Consider the following 18,797-nt stretch of genomic DNA (forward strand, 5'->3'; position numbering starts at 1 on the left):
TGCCATGAGCAACTCCCCCGATCGCACGCCGGCTGATGTCTCAATCGAGGCTGCCGCCGACACGGCCCTGCAGAACGTCGAACACCAGATCAGTCTTTTTTGGCGGCGGGCCCGGGCCATCTCGAACCAGCTGTCCCGGGAAGTGCACCCGGACATGGAGCCTGCGGCGTACGGGCTGTTGACCGTGATCCGCCGGGAGGGGCCCATCCGGCTGACCGAACTGGCAATGAACATCGGGGTGGGCAAGCCCTCCGTCAGCCGGCAGATCGCATTCCTTGAAGGCCTGGGGCTGGTTTCCAAGGAGGCCGATCCGCTGGACCGCCGGGCGCAGGCCATCCGGCTGACGCCCAAGGGGGAGGAAAAGATGCACCAGGTCCAGGACGCCCGGCGCCAGGTCTTTCAGGAACGGCTGCGGGAATGGCCGGTGGAGGACCTGCAGGAGCTGGCCCGCTACATGGCCAAGCTGAACGCCACCTACGAGCCCGACGGATTCCCGAAGGAAGCACCGGGCGCGTCGCCGGCACAGGAGAGCTAACCGCCTTCACGCAAGGAAGCCCCCGGCCATGCCGGGGGCTTCCTGGTTCCACGGCCCACCCAACGGGTGGGGGCTGCCCCTAACGGGCGCCGGAGAGAAGGCCTGTGGAGAGTTCGTCGTTCAGTTCAGCGTTGAGGTCGCGTTCCAGGTCACGGCCGTAACGCTGGGAGAATTCCTGCGGTACGGTGTCCGGAACTGCAACGCCCTCGGCTACCGCCACCCGGTCGCTGACCTCCCGAAGCATGCTGGACAACGGCACGTCCAGGGCCGAGCAAATCGAGGACAGGAGCTCCGACGAGGCTTCCTTCTGGCCACGCTCCACTTCGCTGAGGTACCCCAGGGAAACGCGGGCGCTGTGCGAAACTTCACGGAGCGTGCGCCCCTGACGCTGGCGGACATCGCGCAGCACATCACCAATTTCGTGACGAAGTACCACCATCTTGCGCTCCTTCTGTTCGCTCTTAGCCTGTTCGGCGAGGCCCACATCCTTCCAGCGGACAACGCCGTTTACGGATACGGGCTGCTTTACCATCTGTATCGCCTTGCTCCCTCATTGGTCAGGTCCGCCGAAAGGCGGACCGTCTGGTCGTTTCATCCTAGGCGCCTCCGCTCTCCGGAAGCGACACAATGTAATAACTAATCGGTACCGGCTTTTGTTCCCGGCAACTTTACGTGCGGTAACTTGAGCGGGCAAGCGTCAGGCGGAGATCGCCTGGAGGAGTCGTTCGAGGGCCGCCGCACACGCTTCGGCGCGGATATCAGGCCTGCTGCCGGTGAAGGAGTATTCAAATGCCGCGGTACCGGCGGCGGTGGCAATCCCGACATAGACCCGCCCCACGGGTTTGCCGTCGTGCGGCTCCGGACCGGCCACGCCGGTGGTGGAAACCCCGAGGTGGGCGCCCAGGACGTCGCGGGCTCCTGCCGCCATGGCGCGGGCGACGTCCGGGTCGACGGAGCCGACCCTTGCCAGGAGCCCGGCGGGGACGTGGAGTACGCCTTCCTTGACCGAATTCTGGTACGCCACGACGCCGCCCTGAAGCATGCCGGAGGCGCCGGGGGTGTCGGCGAGGACGGCGGAGACCATGCCGGCGGTCAGGGACTCTGCCGTGGCAACGGTCAGTCCCGCGTCAAGTGCCTGCCGCACGGCCTGTCCGGCGAGATGGTGGAGGTTGCTCACGGTTCCTGCCCTTTCGCCGTTCCTGCCTGCCGCCCCTTCGCGCGCAGGCGCAGGGCTTCGATGACATACTCGACGCCGGTCCACACGGTGATGGCCAGCGCCGCCATCATGACGGCGAAAGCAACCCACACCAGCCACGGCGCAAAGGCGCCCAAGGGGAGCAAATACAGGAAGATCGCTGCGGTCTGCACGACGGTCTTGAGCTTTCCGCCGCGGGAAGCGGGAATGACCCCATAGCGGATGACGAAGAAGCGCAGGGCCGTGATTCCCCATTCCCGGACCAGGATCACCAGCGTTGCCCACCACGGCAGTTCACCCAGCAGGGAAAGCATGACCAGGGCCGATCCGATGAGCAGCTTGTCCGCGATGGGGTCGGCGATCTTGCCGAAGTCCGTGACAAGGTTCCGGCTCCTGGCGATGTCGCCGTCGAGCTTGTCCGTGTAGATGGCGACGGCGAACGCCGCCACCGCGGCCCAACGCCACGGCCCGGCCCCACTGTGCAGGCCGGGGGCATCCGCCACAAGGAACCACACAAAGAACGGGACCAGCGCGATGCGGATCATGGTCAGGACGTTGGGAAGGTTCCAGACCCCGGCACGGCGCGGGCCGGCGGCGGTGGCATCGGTGCTAGTCACGTTCCTAGGCTACCTTCCCGGGGCTGCCGCAACGCCGGCGCGGCCCTACCGTCCGGTGAGCGACCAGGCGTCCTCGGAGCCGTCGTCGTCATCGCCGTACCCGCCGGGAGCGGAATCGGAGCCGTCGTAGTACTCGACGTTCTGCTTCCGTTTGTCCAGGTCCGCGGCCACCAGGTCCTCTGCGTAGCCGCCCTGGGCGATGTTGGCGTTGGCATTGTCACTGAGCGCGGCTGTCTGCGAATCCGGGGCGGCCGGTGCTTCCTGTCCCTTCATCGCGGCCAGGACCGCGGCGAGGTCGTCCGGCTTGACCAGCACGTCGCGGGCCTTGGAACCCTCGGACGGGCCCACCACTCCCCTGGACTCGAGCAGGTCCATGAGCCGGCCGGCCTTGGCGAACCCCACCCGGAGCTTGCGCTGCAGCATGGAGGTGGAGCCGAACTGCGTGGTGACCACGAGTTCCGTGGCCTGCAGCAGCACCTCGAGGTCATCGCCGATGTCGTCGTCGATCTGCTTCTTTTCCGCCTCGGGGGCGACGTCGTCCCGGTAGACGGCCTGGAGCTGTCCCTTGACGTGCTCCACCACCTTGTGGATCTCCGACTCGGTGACCCAGGCGCCCTGGACGCGCATCGCCTTGGAAGCACCCATCGGCAGGAAGAGCGCGTCGCCTTGGCCGATGAGTTTTTCGGCGCCGGGCTGGTCGAGGACAACGCGGGAGTCGGTGACCGAGGAGGTGGCGAAGGCCATGCGGGAGGGCACGTTGGCCTTGATCAGGCCGGTGACGACATCCACCGAGGGCCGCTGGGTGGCCAGCACCAAGTGGATGCCGGCGGCGCGGGCCAGCTGGGTGATGCGGACGATCGAGTCTTCGACGTCGCGCGGGGCCACCATCATCAGGTCGGCGAGTTCGTCCACGATCACCAGCAGGTACGGGTAGGGGCGGATGACGCGCTTGGAGTCCACCGGCGGGTGGACCTTCCCGGCGCGGACGGCCTTGTTGAAGTCGTCGATGTGCTTGAAGCCGTAGTTGGCGAGGTCGTCGTAGCGGGCGTCCATCTCGCGGACCACCCACTGCAGCGCCTCGGCGGCCTTCTTGGGGTTGGTGATGATGGGGGTGATCAGGTGCGGGACGCCCTCGTAGGCGGTCAATTCCACGCGCTTGGGGTCCACCATGACCATGCGCACCTCGTCCGGGGTGGCGCGCATCAGGATCGAGGTGATCATCGAGTTCACGAACGAGGACTTACCGGCACCGGTGGCACCGGCGACCAGGAGGTGCGGCATCTTGGCGAGGTTGGCCACCACGTAGCCGCCTTCGACGTCCTTGCCCACGCCCATCACCATGGGGTGGTCCGTGCGGCGGGCGTTCTGGCTGCGGAGGACGTCGCCCAGGGAGACGGTTTCGCGGTCCGTGTTGGGGATCTCGATGCCGATCGCGGACTTGCCGGGGATGGGGCTGAGGATCCGGACGTCGGAGCTGGCGACCGCGTAGGAGATGTTCTTGGACAGCGCGGTGACGCGTTCCACCTTGGTGCCGGGTGAGAGTTCGATTTCGTACCGGGTGACCGTGGGGCCGCGGCTGAAGCCGGTGACGGTGGCATCGACGTTGAACTGCGTGAGGGTGTCGGTCAGGGCGGCGACGACGGCGTCATTGGCCTCGGTGCGTTCCTTCGGGATGGACCCGGGGGTCAGGTAGTCCGAGGCGGGGAGCGTGTAGGTGACGTCCCCGGCGAGGGAAAGTTGCTCGGTGCGCTGCGGGATGGGCACCGGTGGCGGAGCGGGCGCTACCGGATTCGAGGGCACCGTGGGTGCGGCGGCCGGTTTCCCGGGAGCCGCGGCGCCGGGAATGACCAGCGGGATGGCCTCGGTGGCGTTCTCCGCGGGAGGCGCCGCTCCTGCGCCCAGGCCCTGCGCCGCCTTGATTTTTTCGACGGCGATCTCCGCCTGGGTGGGGCGCCGGACGCCGGGTGCGGGCCGTGCGGGCTCCGGCTCGTCGTCGTCGATGACCGCATGTTCGAAGGCTTCGTCGCCCACGTAGCCTTCAAGGCCGGCGTCGGGCTCCTGGTCCTTGCCGAACAGCCTACGCTTTTTCTTTTTGGGTTCAGCGGCTGGGGTGCGTTCGAGGTAGCTGCGGTCGTGGGTGTCGCCGGGCTCCTGGTCCATCAGGTCGATGCCCATGAGGTGCTCGTAGGCTCCGCGAAGGCGGCGCGGGATGGCGGTGAACGGGGTGGCCGTGATGATCAGCAGCGAAACGAAGGCCAGCAGCCCGTAGAGTGCCACCGGCACGGCGGGATGGATGGCGGCCAAGGGACTGGCGGCCAGGAAGCCGAGCATGCCGCCGGCTTTGCGGAGGCCGTCGAAGCCATCGGCAACCGTGGGCTGGCCGCCGAGGATGTGGGCCAGGCCGCACCCGGCGAAGGTCATGATAAGGAAGCCGATGCCCACCCGATTGTTGCCCCGGCCGTCCGAGGGGCGCCTGAACAAGCGGAACGCGCAGACAAAGAGCATGAGCGGGAGCAGCAGGGAGAGCCAGCCGAAGGTTCCGTTGACCACGGCGTAGACGGCGTCCGGGAACCAGCCCGTCAGGCCCCACCAGGCGAACGTGGCAATGAACACACCCAGGGCCAGGTTGAACAGCGCGGCACCGTCGCGGCGTTCGTCCGCGGGGAGGTCGCTGACGTCGTAGCCGATCCGGCGTACTCCCCCGCCCACCAGGTGCCCGATTCCGAGCCATGCCCCGGCCACGACGCGCAGGAGCCAAGGCTGGTGGTGTTCGACGGCGGGAAGCTGTCGGGTGCGTGCGGTGCTGGTTGAGCCGCCGCGCCCTGTCTTGCCGGCTGTGGAGCCGGTTCCGCGGCCTGTGGAGCTTCCGGCTTTGCTGCCGGAGCTGCCCCTGCCGGTACCTTTGGGCGCGGAAGTAGTACGTGTGGCCATAGTAGCCACGGTACCGGAAGCATGCTGTGATTCCGGGGATATCGGGGCTGCCGGGCCGCCTGCCGGGGCTTGCCGATGCGCTTGCGGATGCGCTGGGCGGGACGCACGAAAAGGCCCGGTCCACTGGGAACCGGGCCTTATCGGAGGTGCAGCGACGTTGTCCGCGCAGCCCAGTGTCGCAGCCGGGCCGCGCGGGGCGCTCAGGCCTCGAGCACCACCGGGATGATCATGGGCTTGCGGCGCAGCTTGCGGTTGACCCAGGTGCCCACGACGCGGCGCACCACCTGCTGGAGCTGGTGGCTGGTGTGGTCGGCGTGGTTCTGGACTGCTTCCTCCAGCGCCGCGTTGATCTTGGGGATGATGTCGTCGAAGACGGAATCGTCCTCGGCGACGCCGCGGGCGTGGATTTCCGGACCGGACACTACCTTGCCGGTGGCGCGGTGGATGACCGTGATGATCGAAATGAATCCTTCGTCACCGAGGATGCGGCGGTCCTTGAGGTCGGCATCGGTGATTTCACCCACGCTGGACCCGTCAACGTAGACAAAGCCCACCTCCACCTGGCCGACGATGTCTGCCTGGTGGTCGCGGAGGTCGATGACTGTGCCGTTGTCGGCAAGGATGACGCTCGCCTCGGGCACGCCGGACTCGATGGCGATCTTGCCGTTGGCGATGAGGTGCCGGGTTTCGCCGTGCACGGGCATGGCGTTCAAGGGCTCAAGGATGTTGTAGCAGTACAGCAGCTCACCCGCGGCGGCGTGGCCGGAGACGTGGACCTTGGCGTTGCCCTTGTGGATGACATCGGCGCCGAGCTTCAGGAGGCCGTTGATGATCCGGAACACGGCGTTCTCGTTGCCCGGGATGAGGCTGGAAGCCAGGATCACGGTGTCGCCGTCGCCCACCACCACGCGGTGGTCGCCGTTGGCCATCCTGGACAGGGCGGCCATGGGCTCGCCCTGGGAGCCTGTGGACATCAGCACCACGCGGTTGTCCGGCAGGTTGTCGATGTTCTTGATGTCCACGATCAATCCGGCGGGAACATCCAGGTAGCCAAGCTTTTCCGCGATGGCCATGTTGCGGACCATGGAGCGGCCCACGAAGGCCACCTTGCGGTTGTGCTTGGCGGCGGCGTCGAGGACTTGCTGCACGCGGTGGACGTGGGAGGAGAAGGACGCCACGATAATGCGTTTGGTGGCCTGGCCGAAGAGGCGCTCCAAGGTGGGGCCGATTTCCTTCTCGGCCGTGGTGAATCCGGGCACGTCGGCGTTGGTGGAGTCGGACATGAAAAGGTCCACGCCCTCCTCGCCCAGCTTGGCGAAGTGCCGGAGGTCGGTGATCCGGCCGTCAAGGGGCAGCTGGTCCATCTTGAAGTCGCCGGTGTGCAGGACCGTTCCGCCCGCAGTGCGGATGAAGACGGCCAGGGCGTCCGGGATGGAGTGGTTGACGGCCACGAATTCGCATTCGAAGGGGCCGAACTTCTCCACCTGGCCCTCCTCCACGGTGAGCGTATAGGGCCGGATGCGGTGTTCCTGCAGCTTGGCCTCGATCAGGGCAAGGGTCAGTTGCGATCCCACCAGCGGGATGTCGTTGCGCAGGCGCAGCAGGTACGGCACGGCGCCGATGTGGTCCTCGTGGCCGTGCGTGAGGACGACAGCCACGACGTCATCCAGCCGGTCCTCGATGTAGGAGAAATCGGGCAGGATCAGGTCGACGCCGGGCTGGGTTTCCTCAGGGAAGAGGACACCGCAGTCCACGATCAGCAGCTTGCCGTCGATTTCGAACACGGCCATGTTCCGGCCGATCTCCCCCAGCCCGCCCAGCGGAACGATCCGCAGCGTGCCCTGGGGCAGGCGCGGAGGGGTGACAAGGCCGGTAAGGGCAGTTTGGGTCATAATGCACTACTTTCCAGGCGGAAGGGTGCCGGTCTTAGCCTCAGGAGAAGACCAGCCCAGCTTCCGCCAAATCCCCGCGGATGGTTTCGATCTCGGTTTCGTCCGGCTCCACGAGGGGCAAACGGACAATCGAGTTGGGCAGGACTCCCTGCCATTTAAGAATCTGCTTGGCCGCCACGGCCCCCTGGACGCGGGTCATGGTTGCCCGGACCACCGGCTGGAGTTCAACGTTGATCTTCCGGGCGGTGCCGAGGTCGTTGGCGTTGACGGCGTCGATGAGTTCGCGGAAGCGGCGCGTGGCCACGTGGGTGGTGACGCCCACCAGTCCGACGGCGCCCAGCGCCATCCACGGCAGGGTCAGTCCGTCGTCGCCGGAGTAGAAGAGGAGGTCGGTTTCGGCCATGACCCGGGTTGCCGCAACGAGGTCCGCCTTGGCGTCCTTGACGGCCACAATGTTGGGGTGCTGGGCCAGCCGGATCATGGTGTCGGGTTCGATCGCGATGGAGGACCGGCCCGGAATGTCGTAGAGCATGACCGGAACGTCCACGGCGGAGGCGACGGTCTCGAAGTGGGCGCGGACACCGGCCTGGCTCGGCTTGTTGTAGTAAGGGGTCACCAGGAGCAGTCCGTCGACGCCGAGGGCAGCGGCCTGCTTGGACAGGTGGACCGAGTGGGCTGTGTCGTTGGTGCCGGTACCGGCAATGATCGCGGCGCGGCCACCGACTGCGTCTTTCACCGCGCGGAACATGCCGAGGTTCTCTTCGTCGGTCAGGGTTGAGGTCTCACCGGTGGTGCCGGTGACCACCAGCCCGTCGCAGCCGTCGTCGACGAGCTTGCTGGCCAGCGCAGCCGCCTGGTCGTAGTCCACTGCGCCGTCCTTGGTAAACGGCGTGACCATGGCGGTCAGGAGGGTACCGAGGGCAGGGATGTGCGCGGAAGAATCAGCCATGGAAAAAACGTTACCCTGTCCCCGGCTGGTTAGGACAATGCCACGGGCGTGACGAGCGTCAAACAGCCTGGCTGCCGGGCCCCGGCGCGTCTGTTCCGGCGTGGCAATAGCGGCCGACGGCGGCCTGCCGGAGGTCCTCCGCCCAGGCAGCGAGCCGCTGCGCGGCCCGCACGTAATGGAACAGCTCGGTGGGCGTCAGGGCATCGATATCCGTCTCGGACAGCCGCCGGGCGAGTTCCGCCCCCTCCGGCTGGGCCGCGAGGGCGATGCCTTCCCGCTCCCACTGGAGGTCCTCTGACGGCCGCCCGGACACCAGCTGCCGGAACAGGTAGTCCACCACGCCCGGACTCATTGCCCTCAGCGGCAGGTTGACTGAGTGGGTATGTGCCGGCTGCAGGCTTTCCCGCCGGGCGGGGATTCCGGATGATGGCGTGTCCATTCCGCCATGTTATTCGAACATATATTCGAACACAAGGGTGCGCCGCCACCGCATCGGCACGATAGTCCGCCGGCGGCCACCCGTCACCTCACCGGCAAGCCGCGCCGCACGGGCATGTGAGACGATCGGGTCATGACGTCCCGCACCCCGGCCACCCGGTCGCGAAAGGCCCCCGGGCGGAACCAGCCGGGCCGTCTTCGCGGCATCGATGCAGCGCGGGGCCTCGCCCTTCTGGGCATGATGGCCACGCACCTGCTGCCAACGTTCGAGTCGAACGCCAACCTCACCCCGACCTGGATCGGCCTCACCTTCTCCGGACGGGCCGCGGCCCTCTTCGCCGTGCTGGCCGGGGTGGGACTTGCCCTGTCCACCGGAAAGCACCAGCCGCTGTCCGGTCCCGATCTCGCGAAGGCCCGCCGCGGCGTGGCGCTGCGTGCCGTGGTGATTGCCGCCGTCGGACTTACCCTGGGCGGCTTGGAAGTGAACGTGGCCGTCATCCTGGTCCATTACGCCGTGTTGTTCCTTTGCGTACTGCCCTTCCTGGGCCTGGGCGCCAAGGCCCTGTGCGCCTGGGCCGCGGGCTGGATCCTTGGGTCGCCCGCGCTGGCCTACCTGCTGCGCCCCTGGCTCCTTGCCGCTGAGCCGCCACTGAAGCTGGGCCACAACCCGCGGTGGGAGGACCTGGGCACCCCCGGCCAGCTGCTGGGCGACCTCTTCCTGACCGGCTACTACCCGGTGGTGCAGTGGCTCGCCTACCTGCTGGTGGGCCTGGCCATCGGCCGCCTGGTCCTTGCCAAGGCGCTGGTCCCTGTGCTCCTGCTGGTGGGCGGAACGGTGGTGGCCGTCACCGCCAAGGCCATCGGGGTGGCCGCGATCGAGGATTGGGGTGGCCTGGCCGCCCTGGAGAAAGTCGTCAACGCCCCCGGCTACCCGCTGGGCAGTGTCTTGCAGGTAAACCTGGCGGGGCTCCCGCAGGACGGCTCCTGGTGGTGGCTGGCATCAGCTGCGCCACACTCCGGGACCCCCCTTGACCTGCTCCACACCTCGGCGGTGGCGGCGGCCGTCATCGGCGCGTGCCTCCTGCTGGGGCGGCTCGCCGAGTGGATTGACCTGGACCTGCTGCTGCCCCTGCGCGGCGCGGGGGCCATGACCCTGACCCTGTACACGGTCCACGTCTGGGTGTTGTCGAACTTCTACCTGAAGCCGTTGCCGGCCGGCTGGACCGAGGACGGCATGTACTTCGCACACGCCGCCGTTGCCATCACCGTTGGCGTGGTGTTTGCCAGGTTGTCGTGGCGCGGCCCGCTGGAATGGCTGGGCCACGCCGCGGGCCAACTGGGCCGCGGCGTGCTGCCGAGGCCTGCTACTGCGGGGTCACGGTGAAACTGGACGCCCGGTCGCCGTAGTCGTTGGTGACCACCACCGTGACGGGGCCCTCCTTGACGTCGAAAGCGATAACGCCCTGGCGCGAATCACCGGCGCCCACCTCGTCGGTCTGCAGGCCACCGATTTCCTTGTCCAGGTAGATCAGCTCGCCCTCCTTGCCGTCCGCGTCAAAGACGCTGAAGTTCGACGGCGTGGCAAAGCTGGTACCGCTCACCGTCTCCCAGGACACCTGCACAGCCAGGAATCCGCCGTTCTTTGGTTCCAGGTAGGACATGCCGGGAATCTCGGCGGTGTAGATGGAATCCAGCACTCCTACCCTGACCGTGTTGCCCTCGGACATGGTCACCACCGAGGAGTTCGCTTCCGTGGACGTGCCCGGTGACGGCGCCGGTGCGGCCGGGGAGGCCGGGAGGGGCGCCTGGGCCGGGACGTTGAAGCCCTCAACGGCAGCGGAAACCACGGCGATGGAGGCAATGGCCAGGACCGTTCCCGTAACAGCGCCCACAAGCCAGACGACGGCGGTGATGATCCAGGCCTTCTTCTTGTTCTCCGGATACCCCTCCAGCGGGCGGCCATGGATGTCCCTGGTGTTCCCGGTCAAGGTCATGACCAGGTCCACGATGGCCCAGATACCCAGGCCGCCCGCCGTCAGCAGCTTGGCCACGGCGGAACCGGTCTTGCCGAGGTAGAACCGGTCCGCCCCGAAGGTGCCCAGGAGCAGGGACAGGAGCCAGGTGGCAAGAAAGGACTTGCGCGGCCCGTCGTTGTGGGGAACGTGCGGGTAGGCACCCGGCTGGTATTCCCCCTGGGGGCTCGTTGCGTACGGCCCGCCAAACGGGGAGGGTGCCGGCGGGACCGGAGGCACGGCCGGTCCGCTGTGGGGCGGCTGGGGGTATTGGGGCTGGGGGTAAGGCGGCTGGCTCATTGATCGTCCTTCGTGCGGGATCGGTGCAGGCAAACGGGGTTTCGAAGGACGACCGTGGCGGAGAACCCGCCCACCCCATCTCCGCCCCCAGGCCGGAAATTGTTGCCAGACGAACATACCGCGGGCGGCATGCGGCTGCGATGGGCAGAAATGCCCATCGCAAGAATCACATGCAGGCGCCGGCCGTTTGGCCGGCCACGGGAAGGGCCGCTGCTAGGACGCGGCTGTGAACAGCCGGACGGCGTCGCGCATGGAGGCCCGGGCCCGCTTGCGGTCTCCGGCGGCGTCGTAAGCGCAGCTCAACCGGAACCATGAGCGCCAGTCGTCCGGAGCCGATTCGGCTTCGATACGGTACTTTTCGAACTCGGCGTCTGCCGCCGCCCGGACGATCCGGCCGCCGGGCGTCCGTGGCAGCTCATCCACCGGCAACCCGCCTTCGGCTTCCAGGACCTTGGCCATCTGCTCGGTGCGGGCACCGAACATCAGTTCGCGGATCAGGGCCCACGCGCCCACCACGGGCAGCACCAGGTACGCCGCGCCAATGGCTTTTGCCGTGAGGTTGCTGTCGGCCAGGAGCAGGAGTGAGCGCTGGAAGGACACCACCAGGTAAAAGACCAGCAGCAGCGTCACCGCTCCCACCCAGATCTTGGTGCGGTTCTTCCGAAAGCCGGCAACGAACCCGTTCATTCTCAGAGCCCCAGGTCCAGGTAACCGTCCAGCCCCACGGTCAGGCCGGGGTGCGAGGCTACCTGCCGAACGCCCAGGAGAACGCCGGGCATGAAGGACGCACGGTCGAAAGAGTCGTGGCGGATGGTCAGCTGCTCGCCGGGGCCGCCCAGCAGCACTTCCTGGTGCGCCACAAGACCGCGGAGCCGCACGCTGTGCACCCGGACGCCATCCACGTCGCAGCCGCGGGCACCGGCACGTTCGCTGGTGGTGGCATCAGGGCTGGGCGGCACCTGCGCTGCGCTGCGCCCGGCAGCGATGAGCTGGGCAGTCCGGACGGCGGTGCCGGACGGGGCGTCCACCTTGTCCGGGTGGTGCAGCTCGATGATTTCCACGGACTCGAAGTATTGGGCGGCCTTGGCTGCGAAGGCCGAGGCCAGGACGGACCCGAGGGCGAAGTTCGGTGCGATGAGCACTCCGGTCTCCGGGTGCCGGGCCAGGACGGACTCCAGCGCGGACAGCTTGTCCGCGTCCCAGCCCGTGGTGCCCACCACGGCGTGCATGCCGTGTTCAACGGCGAACCGGACATTCGCTTCGGTGCTCTCGGGAACCGTGAGGTCCACTACGTACTGCGCACCGGAGGACGTCAGCTGCTCCAGCGAGTCACCCCGCCCCAGGGCTGCGACGAGCTTCATGTCGGGCGCGGCGTCAATGGCTTTTAAGGCCTCGGCGCCCATGCGTCCGTTGGCGCCCAGGACGGCTACCAGTTTGGGGGCGGAGTGTTGTTCGGTCATGCCATCCAGCCTACCGGCGGGACCGGTTGCCGCAGGAACCGGTCACTGTGCGTTACCTCGCAACGGAGCGGACAACCACGCCGGCTTGGCCGGGCCGGTGCGCGGACGCAGCAGGCATCAGCCGTCCGCGCCGACCCATTCGACGGTGCCGTCGGAAAAGAACTGTTCCTTCCAGATGGGAACCTGCTCCTTGATCCGGTCCACCAGCTCCGAGCAGACCGCGAAAGCCTGGCCGCGGTGCGCCGCGGAGACAGCGCACACCAAGGCGGGATCGCCGATTTCCAGCATCCCGATCCGGTGCGCCGCCCAGATCCGGACGGGTTGCCGGACGGCGTCGCCGCCTGCGCCCGGCGCAGCGTCCTGTTCGGCAACCAGGCGGGCCACGACGTCGGCCATCACCTGGTGTGCCGTGGGGTGCGCACTGTAGCTGAGCCGCTCGACTGCCTTGCCGGCGTCGTGGTTGCGTACTACGCCGCTGAAGCTGACCACGGCTCCCGCGGTGTCGCTTTCCACCGCTGCGATCGCCTGGTCGACGGAGATGGGGTCCGCGCTGAGGACTGCCCGGACCACCTCGAATGCCGCGTCAGTGCCCATGTCCGCCTTCCAGCTGGTCGCAGAGATGCCCGATCACCGGGTCCAGGACGGTGAGCCCGTCCATGACGCCCTTGGGTGAGCCGGGCAGGTTCACAATAAAGGTTGCGCCGGCGGCCCCGGCGTGGCCCCTGCTCAGGGCGGCCAGCGGGGTTTTTGCGGCGCCGGCCCGCCTGATGGCTTCCATGATGCCCGGGATCTCCCGATCCAGCAGGGGCAGCGTAACGTCCGGAGTCCGGTCGTCCGGGCTCAGGCCTGTCCCGCCGCTGGTGATCACGACGGCGGGACGCTGGGTCAGGAGCGCCCTGATGGCGGCGCCCACGGGCTCACCGTCCGGGACCACCATCGGCGGAAAGACATCGAAGCCGTGCTCGGCCAGCCAATCGCTGATCACCGGGCCGGTCTCGTCAACGTAGATTCCGGCTGCGGCGCGGGTGGAGGCGATCACCACGCCGGCTTTCCGTCCCTGGGCGTCGCCGTGCCGGTGCGGCTCGGGGGCGCCGAGGGGCTTGGTGTTGGTCACAGCGCCCAGTCTCCGCTCTTGCCGCCGCTCTTGGCCAGCACCTTGATATCCGTCAGGACGGCGTGCTTGTCCACGGCCTTGATCATGTCGTAAACGCTCAGGGCCGCAACGGACGCAGCAGTCAGGGCCTCCATTTCCACGCCGGTGACGCCGCGGGTCTTCACGGTGGAACTGATGGTGACGGTATCGGGGCCGAGGTCAAAATCGACGGTGACTTTGGCCAGGGGCAACGGGTGGCAGAGCGGAATGAGGTCGGGCGTCTTCTTCGCAGCCATGATGCCGGCCACCCGGGCCACGGCCAGCGCGTCGCCCTTAGGCAGGCCCCCGGCCCCCAGGAGTTCCATGACCTCCGAGGTGGTCCGGACGGTAGCTGTGGCCGTGGCTTCCCGGGTGGTCTCGGCTTTGGCTGAGACGTCCACCATCTGGGCACTGCCGTCCTGGCGCAGGTGCGTCAGGGCGGGGGTCTGTTCTGCGTTCACAGCATCCATACTTCCACCTCATCGCCGGCGCCGAGTTCCGTGACGCCGTGGGGGACGTGGACCAGGACGTTCGAGCCCGCGAGCGCATGCATCAGGTGGGAACTCTCACCACCCTCAAGCCGCACGGTGCCGCCGGGTTGCAGGCTGCCCCGCCGGACCTGGTGTTTGTGGCCGGGGGACGTGAGCGGGTGGGCAAGGCGTGCCCGCAGCGGCAGCCTGGCCGCCGGTGCGCCCAGGAGTCCGGACAGCGCGGGGCGGAGGAACATTTCGAAGGACACCAGGCAGCTGACGGGGTTACCGGGGAACCCGAGGAAAGGGAGGCCGTCGAACGTTCCCAGGCCTTGGGGGCCGCCGGGCTGCATGGCCACGTGCAGGAAATCGACGGGCTGATCCACCATCGCCTGCCGCACCACTTCGTAAGCGCCCTTGCTGACCCCGCCGGTGGTGACGATGAGATCGGCGCCTTGGCCCTCGGAACGCAGCAGGCCGCGCAGTTCATCGGGATTGTCGGTGGAGATACCGGCCCGCCGGACGGTGAGGCCGGCCTGCGTCATGGCGGCTTCGAGGAGGGTTCCGTTGGAATCGTAGATCTTCCCGGGCGGGAGGGGCCGGCCGGGTTCCACCACTTCGTCCCCGGTGGTGACCAGCAGGACGGTGGGCGCCCGGTAGACCGGCACCTCGGTCAGGCCCAACGCGGCGAGCAGCCCCAGCTGGGCCGGCCCCAGGCAGGTCCCGGTGGCCAGAGCCAGCTCCCCCGCCGCGATGTCGCTGCCGGCGGACCGCACGTACGCGCCGGGTCCGGTGGCGGGCAGCCTGACGGTGCCGCCCCGGCCGGGTTCCAGGAAGTGGTCCGGCACGGCCCGTTCAATGGGTACGACGGCGTCCGCCCCGGCCGGGATCACGGCACCTGTCATGATGGGCGCCGCCGTCCCCGGTTCGAGCGCGGGCGGCCTTGATCCGGCGGCTACCGGGGGCATGGTCTCCAGGTCCGCGCCGCCGTCGGGGATGTCGCCGGAGTGGACGGCGTAACCGTCCATCTGCGAATTGGCGAATGGCGGCAGGCTGACGGGCGCTGTCACATCGGCCGCCAGCCCACGGCCCAGGGCCTTGCTGAGTGGGAGCGTTTCGGTGCGTCCCGCCGCCCGGAGCGGCTGCAGGAGTGCTGCGACGGCGGCGGCGTGGTCGGCAACCGAGCGGGCATGTTCATGCGGGTGCCGGGCACGGCTCTCCGGCGGGTGGCCGTGCGGGGTGGGGCTGGTCATGGGTACGCCTTCGGTCGCGGACTTCAGGATTTCACGTCCACTCTAACCGTGTGGAATCCGGTGGCACCGTCAGGTTGGGGCGGCCGCTCCGTTTCCTCCTGGGGTTTGCCCGTGAGGTCCGTGGCGCGGACCTGGACCTCGTACTGCCCCGGGGTGAGGTCCACTGCCAGTTTCCACTGGTACCAGGTGTCCGCTGACAGGCCCGCAGCGAGTTCGGCCTCCCGCCACGGCCCACGGTTGATCCTCAGTTCAACCCTCCCGATCCCGGTGTGTTGGGCCCAGGCGACGCCCGCGAAGACCACGGACCCTGCACTGACCGGACGCCCGCTGCGGGGCACGTCGATCCGGGAGGACGTCTTGACCGGGCCGCGCTCGGACCAGCCCCGGGGGGGTCCAATATCCGGCGTCCTGCGCGAACGTGGTGACTTTGAGTTCGGTGACCCATTTGGTGGCGGACACGTAGCCGTAGAGTCCCGGGACGATCATCCGGACGGGAAAGCCGTGCTCGAGCGGCAGGGGTTCCCCGTTCATTCCGACGGCAAGCAGGGCGTCCCTGGTGTCGGTGAGGACTTCCAGGGGCGTCCCTGCAGTCCAGCCGTCCGTGCTCCTGGACAGCACCATGTCCGCTCCGGGGTGGGGGCCCGCCTGGGCCAGCAATTCGCGGACCGGCCAGCCCAGCCAGCGGGCATTCCCGATCAGGTCGCCGCCCACGCCGTTGGACACGCAGGCGATAGTGATGTGGCGCTCCGTCAGCGGCTTGGCCAGGAGTTGCCCGTAGGACAACTGGATCTCCCGGTCCACCATGCCTGTGACCCTCAGGGCCCAATTGTCCGGGTTGACTGCCGGGACGGACAGTGCGGTGTCGATCCGGTAGAACTCGCGGTTGGGCGTCACCAACGGCGTCGCTCCGGCCACGTCCAGGTCGGCGCCCGCCGGAACCGGCGGTGCGGGTGACGCCGGAACTGGCAGGGTGATCCGAGCCCTGGCGTCGCTGACGGCATTAGTTGCCCCACGCCACGCACCGGCCAGGACGCCTGCCGCCGCGGACACGGCCGCCGTGCCGGCCAGGGCCTGGAGGAAGCTCCGTCGGGAACTTCCCGGTCCGCCCGGTACAGGGGTGCCCGCGTTCCATTCGCGAAGCTTTCCGATCAGGAATCGCAGCAGCACCACGGCCACCACCGCGGTCACGAGCGGGAGCGCCACGGCGATCGGCGTCATTTGGGCGCGGGTGAGGACAGCCACGGCTCCGACGGCCCCGAAGATGCCCACCACGGCCGCACCCCGGTAGCCGCGGCGGAACTCCAGCACCCCCGCCAGCGAGGCCAGGACGCCGATGACCAGCGCCATGCCCGCCAGGAGGGCAGCCTTGTCCGCCGTTCCGAAGACGGAGACCGCCCAGTCCTTGACGCCCGGCGGGACGGCGTCGATGACCGCACCGCCAACGGCCGTCAGCGGCGAGACGGAAGGACTGGCAAATCCTGCGAGCAACTCCCCCACGGCCACGCCGCCAGCGACGGCGGCTGCACCCGCGGCGGCGGCCCACCTGCCCGTGGCGCCCGTGGCAGCCTTGTGCGGGACGGGACGGTCCGGCTGCTCCCCACGGCGCCCGCCGTCGTCGTCCGCCGCCTTCGAAACCCGGGAATCGTTCACCCCTCCAGAATAGGTTTGCCACCGCCCGCCGGCACCGGCCCCCAGGCGTGACCGGAACCCTTGCAGTCACGGTGTGATGCGCGGCTCAAGGTGGCGTAGCCTGAATCCATGACTGTCCAGCTAGGCATGCCGCAGCCGCGGGAGGAAGCAGCATCGGAGCTGCCCGGCGTTCCCGCACGCCGTCCCGAGGATGCACCGGACGGGCTGGTGGACCGCTACGGCCGCCGCGCCACGGATATGCGGCTGTCCCTGACGGACAAGTGCAACCTCCGCTGCACCTACTGCATGCCGGCGGAGGGCCTGGAATGGCTCGCGAAGCAGGCCGTCATGTCGGCTGAGGAGATCGTCCGGATTGTCCGCGTCGGCGTGGAGCAGCTGGGGGTGCGGGAACTGAGGCTGACCGGCGGTGAGCCGCTGGTCCGGCACGACCTCGTGGAGATCATCTCGGCGCTGCGGAACAACCATCCGGACCTGCCCATCTCGATGACCACCAACGGTGTTGGCCTGGCCAGGAAGGCGGCCCCGCTCAAAGCGGCCGGGCTGACACGGATCAATGTCTCACTGGATTCGCTGCATGAGGAAACGTTCGCCAGACTGACCAGGCGGCCGTTCCTGGACCAGGTCCTGGCGGGTGTGGACGCCGCATGGGCGGCAGGCCTGGGCCCGGTGAAACTGAACGCTGTCCTCATGCGCGGCATCAACGATACCGAGTCGCCGCAGCTGCTCGCCTGGGCCCTGGAGCGGGGATACGAACTTCGGTTCATCGAACAAATGCCGCTGGACGCGGACCATGGCTGGACCCGCCGCAACATGATCACGGCCGCCGAGATCCGCGACCTGCTGTCCAAGGACTATGTGCTCAGCCCCGATGCCCGGGCCCGTGACGGTGCCCCCGCCGAGCGCTTTGACGTCCGACGACGGGCGGCAGGTTCATTGGAAGCTGACGGTCCGGTGCTGGGAACAGTGGGGATCATCGCCTCCGTCACCGAGCCGTTCTGCGCGGACTGCCGGCGCACCCGGATCACCGCCGAGGGCAAGATCATGAGCTGCCTGTTCTCCCGCGAGGAATTCGACCTGCTGGGCCTGCTGCGCTCCGGCGCGGCTGATGACAAGCTGGCGCAGCGGTGGCAGGATGCCATGTGGCTCAAGCCAAAAGCCCACGGCATGGACCACGTGGGACTGGACGCTCCGGACTTCGTCCAGCCGGACCGCAGCATGAGCGCCATCGGGGGCTGACCGGAATGCTTGTACGTTACTTCGCTGCCGCACGCGCTGCCGCCGGCCGGGAGGAAGAAGAGTTCGACCTGCCCGACGGTTCCACGGTCGCCCAGCTCTTGGAGGCTCTGCTGGCGGTGCCCCGTGCCGAACCGCCGGCAGGCACCCCTCCGCTCCCCCGGCTCCTGTCCCGCAGCAGCTTCCTGCTCAACGAGGTGGCTGTCCGGGACCAGTCAACGGTTCTTGGGGCCGACGACGTGGTTGACGTACTTCCCCCGTTCGCCGGCGGGTAGGTATTCCGTAACACCCAGGCGACTGGCAGCATTCGGGGGGTGGCCTCCTGCCTGGCCTTGCCAACGCTGCCGCAGCCTTGAATGTCGGACCCTGGTTGGATGATGTTTCCATGGGAATCGGTGCGGATCTGGCGGTGGTGATGGAGGGTGTCTCTGCCTCTGTCGCTGCGCTCAGCGGGCTGGTTCGGGAGGATGCTGCGCTTTGTTCCGGCGCCGACGTTGGTGCTGAAGTGGACGTGTTGCAGCGGCGGTATGAGTCATGCTTGGGGCGGCTGGAGCTGGTGGCACGGTTGGAGGCCCAGCTGGCGGCGGTGAAAGCCCAAGACGTGGCGGATGCCGTTGACATCCAGCATGCTCTGCTTCCGCCGGACGCCCCGGTGGATGAGCGCACGTTCGCGGAGATGTCCGCGGTGGAGGAGATCGCCGGGATCCTGACCATCAGCTCCGCCGCCGCC

The 18,797-nt window shown here is 68.2% G+C and carries 18 protein-coding genes and 2 pseudogenes; 5 read left to right on the plus strand and 15 right to left on the minus strand.

The window, feature by feature from the left end; translation table 11 throughout:
• The first annotated feature begins 4 nt into the window (after positions 1 to 4).
• Positions 5 to 535: a MarR family winged helix-turn-helix transcriptional regulator gene (locus C563_RS0118845; RefSeq protein WP_018763631.1), complete on the plus strand. Its 531-nt coding sequence runs from the start codon at positions 5 to 7 to the stop codon at positions 533 to 535.
• A 79-nt stretch (positions 536 to 614) separates the two neighbouring features.
• Here the strand turns inward: C563_RS0118845 and C563_RS0118850 are convergent, their stop codons facing one another.
• The 7 genes from C563_RS0118850 to C563_RS21630 form a co-directional block, all read right to left on the minus strand.
• Complete coding sequence (locus C563_RS0118850) at positions 615 to 1,067, minus strand: helix-turn-helix domain-containing protein (RefSeq protein WP_018763632.1); 453 nt, start codon at positions 1,065 to 1,067, stop codon at positions 615 to 617.
• Between the two features lie 165 nt (positions 1,068 to 1,232).
• Complete coding sequence (locus C563_RS0118855) at positions 1,233 to 1,712, minus strand: CinA family protein (RefSeq protein ID WP_018763633.1); 480 nt, start codon at positions 1,710 to 1,712, stop codon at positions 1,233 to 1,235.
• Positions 1,709 to 2,347: a CDP-diacylglycerol--glycerol-3-phosphate 3-phosphatidyltransferase gene (pgsA, locus tag C563_RS0118860; RefSeq protein WP_018763634.1), complete on the minus strand. Its 639-nt coding sequence runs from the start codon at positions 2,345 to 2,347 to the stop codon at positions 1,709 to 1,711. The genes C563_RS0118855 and pgsA overlap by 4 nt, the downstream gene beginning before the upstream one ends.
• Before the next feature lie 45 nt (positions 2,348 to 2,392).
• Positions 2,393 to 5,278, minus strand: a complete 2,886-nt coding sequence (locus C563_RS0118865) for an FtsK/SpoIIIE family DNA translocase (protein WP_018763635.1) — start codon at positions 5,276 to 5,278, stop codon at positions 2,393 to 2,395.
• A gap of 200 nt (positions 5,279 to 5,478) precedes the next feature.
• A complete protein-coding gene (locus C563_RS0118870) occupies positions 5,479 to 7,170 on the minus strand; it encodes a ribonuclease J (RefSeq protein WP_018763636.1) in 1,692 nt (563 codons plus the stop codon).
• Between the two features lie 40 nt (positions 7,171 to 7,210).
• A complete protein-coding gene (gene dapA, locus C563_RS0118875) occupies positions 7,211 to 8,119 on the minus strand; it encodes a 4-hydroxy-tetrahydrodipicolinate synthase (protein WP_018763637.1) in 909 nt (302 codons plus the stop codon).
• A 58-nt stretch (positions 8,120 to 8,177) separates the two neighbouring features.
• Positions 8,178 to 8,558, minus strand: a complete 381-nt coding sequence (locus C563_RS21630) for a hypothetical protein (RefSeq protein ID WP_231369932.1) — start codon at positions 8,556 to 8,558, stop codon at positions 8,178 to 8,180.
• Positions 8,559 to 8,690: 132 nt separating this feature from the next.
• Here C563_RS21630 and C563_RS0118885 point away from each other — a divergent pair, with 132 nt between their 5' ends.
• Positions 8,691 to 9,941, plus strand: coding sequence for a heparan-alpha-glucosaminide N-acetyltransferase domain-containing protein (locus tag C563_RS0118885; protein WP_018763639.1), 1,251 nt, complete (start codon positions 8,691 to 8,693; stop codon positions 9,939 to 9,941).
• Here the strand turns inward: C563_RS0118885 and C563_RS0118890 are convergent.
• From C563_RS0118890 to C563_RS21635, 8 genes and pseudogenes are all read right to left on the minus strand, one after another.
• The gene (locus tag C563_RS0118890; RefSeq protein ID WP_018763640.1) at positions 9,922 to 10,869 is read right to left on the minus strand and encodes a TM2 domain-containing protein; all 948 of its coding nucleotides are present in this window, start codon (positions 10,867 to 10,869) and stop codon (positions 9,922 to 9,924) included. The genes C563_RS0118885 and C563_RS0118890 overlap by 20 nt on opposite strands.
• 213 nt (positions 10,870 to 11,082) lie before the next feature.
• Positions 11,083 to 11,556, minus strand: coding sequence for a hypothetical protein (locus tag C563_RS0118895; protein WP_018763641.1), 474 nt, complete (start codon positions 11,554 to 11,556; stop codon positions 11,083 to 11,085).
• Positions 11,557 to 11,558: 2 nt separating this feature from the next.
• The gene (gene dapB, locus C563_RS0118900; RefSeq protein ID WP_018763642.1) at positions 11,559 to 12,329 is read right to left on the minus strand and encodes a 4-hydroxy-tetrahydrodipicolinate reductase; all 771 of its coding nucleotides are present in this window, start codon (positions 12,327 to 12,329) and stop codon (positions 11,559 to 11,561) included.
• Between the two features lie 117 nt (positions 12,330 to 12,446).
• Complete coding sequence (locus C563_RS0118905) at positions 12,447 to 12,923, minus strand: molybdenum cofactor biosynthesis protein MoaE (RefSeq protein ID WP_018763643.1); 477 nt, start codon at positions 12,921 to 12,923, stop codon at positions 12,447 to 12,449.
• A complete protein-coding gene (locus C563_RS0118910; protein WP_018763644.1) occupies positions 12,913 to 13,443 on the minus strand; it encodes a MogA/MoaB family molybdenum cofactor biosynthesis protein in 531 nt (176 codons plus the stop codon). The genes C563_RS0118905 and C563_RS0118910 overlap by 11 nt, the downstream gene beginning before the upstream one ends.
• Positions 13,440 to 13,931: a cyclic pyranopterin monophosphate synthase MoaC gene (gene moaC, locus C563_RS0118915; protein WP_018763645.1), complete on the minus strand. Its 492-nt coding sequence runs from the start codon at positions 13,929 to 13,931 to the stop codon at positions 13,440 to 13,442. The genes C563_RS0118910 and moaC overlap by 4 nt, the downstream gene beginning before the upstream one ends.
• Positions 13,919 to 15,184 carry a molybdopterin molybdotransferase MoeA gene (locus C563_RS0118920; protein WP_018763646.1) on the minus strand — a complete coding sequence of 422 codons (1,266 nt, stop codon included), beginning with the start codon at positions 15,182 to 15,184 and terminating at the stop codon, positions 13,919 to 13,921. Before C563_RS0118920 ends, moaC begins: the two co-directional genes overlap by 13 nt.
• A 23-nt stretch (positions 15,185 to 15,207) precedes the next feature.
• A pseudogene (locus tag C563_RS21635) lies at positions 15,208 to 16,687 on the minus strand (molybdopterin-dependent oxidoreductase).
• 255 nt (positions 16,688 to 16,942) lie between these two features.
• Between C563_RS21635 and moaA the strand changes: the two are divergent.
• The 3 genes and pseudogenes from moaA to C563_RS22680 all read left to right on the plus strand — a co-directional run.
• Positions 16,943 to 18,070 carry a GTP 3',8-cyclase MoaA gene (gene moaA, locus C563_RS0118930; protein WP_026265113.1) on the plus strand — a complete coding sequence of 376 codons (1,128 nt, stop codon included), beginning with the start codon at positions 16,943 to 16,945 and terminating at the stop codon, positions 18,068 to 18,070.
• A gap of 5 nt (positions 18,071 to 18,075) precedes the next feature.
• A complete protein-coding gene (locus C563_RS0118935; protein WP_018763648.1) occupies positions 18,076 to 18,342 on the plus strand; it encodes a MoaD/ThiS family protein in 267 nt (88 codons plus the stop codon).
• Between the two features lie 110 nt (positions 18,343 to 18,452).
• Positions 18,453 to 18,797 (plus strand): annotated as a pseudogene (locus C563_RS22680) (HNH endonuclease signature motif containing protein); the annotation flags it as partial.

The sequence above is a fragment of the Arthrobacter sp. 135MFCol5.1 genome, assembly GCF_000374865.1.
Lineage (GTDB): Bacteria > Actinomycetota > Actinomycetes > Actinomycetales > Micrococcaceae > Arthrobacter.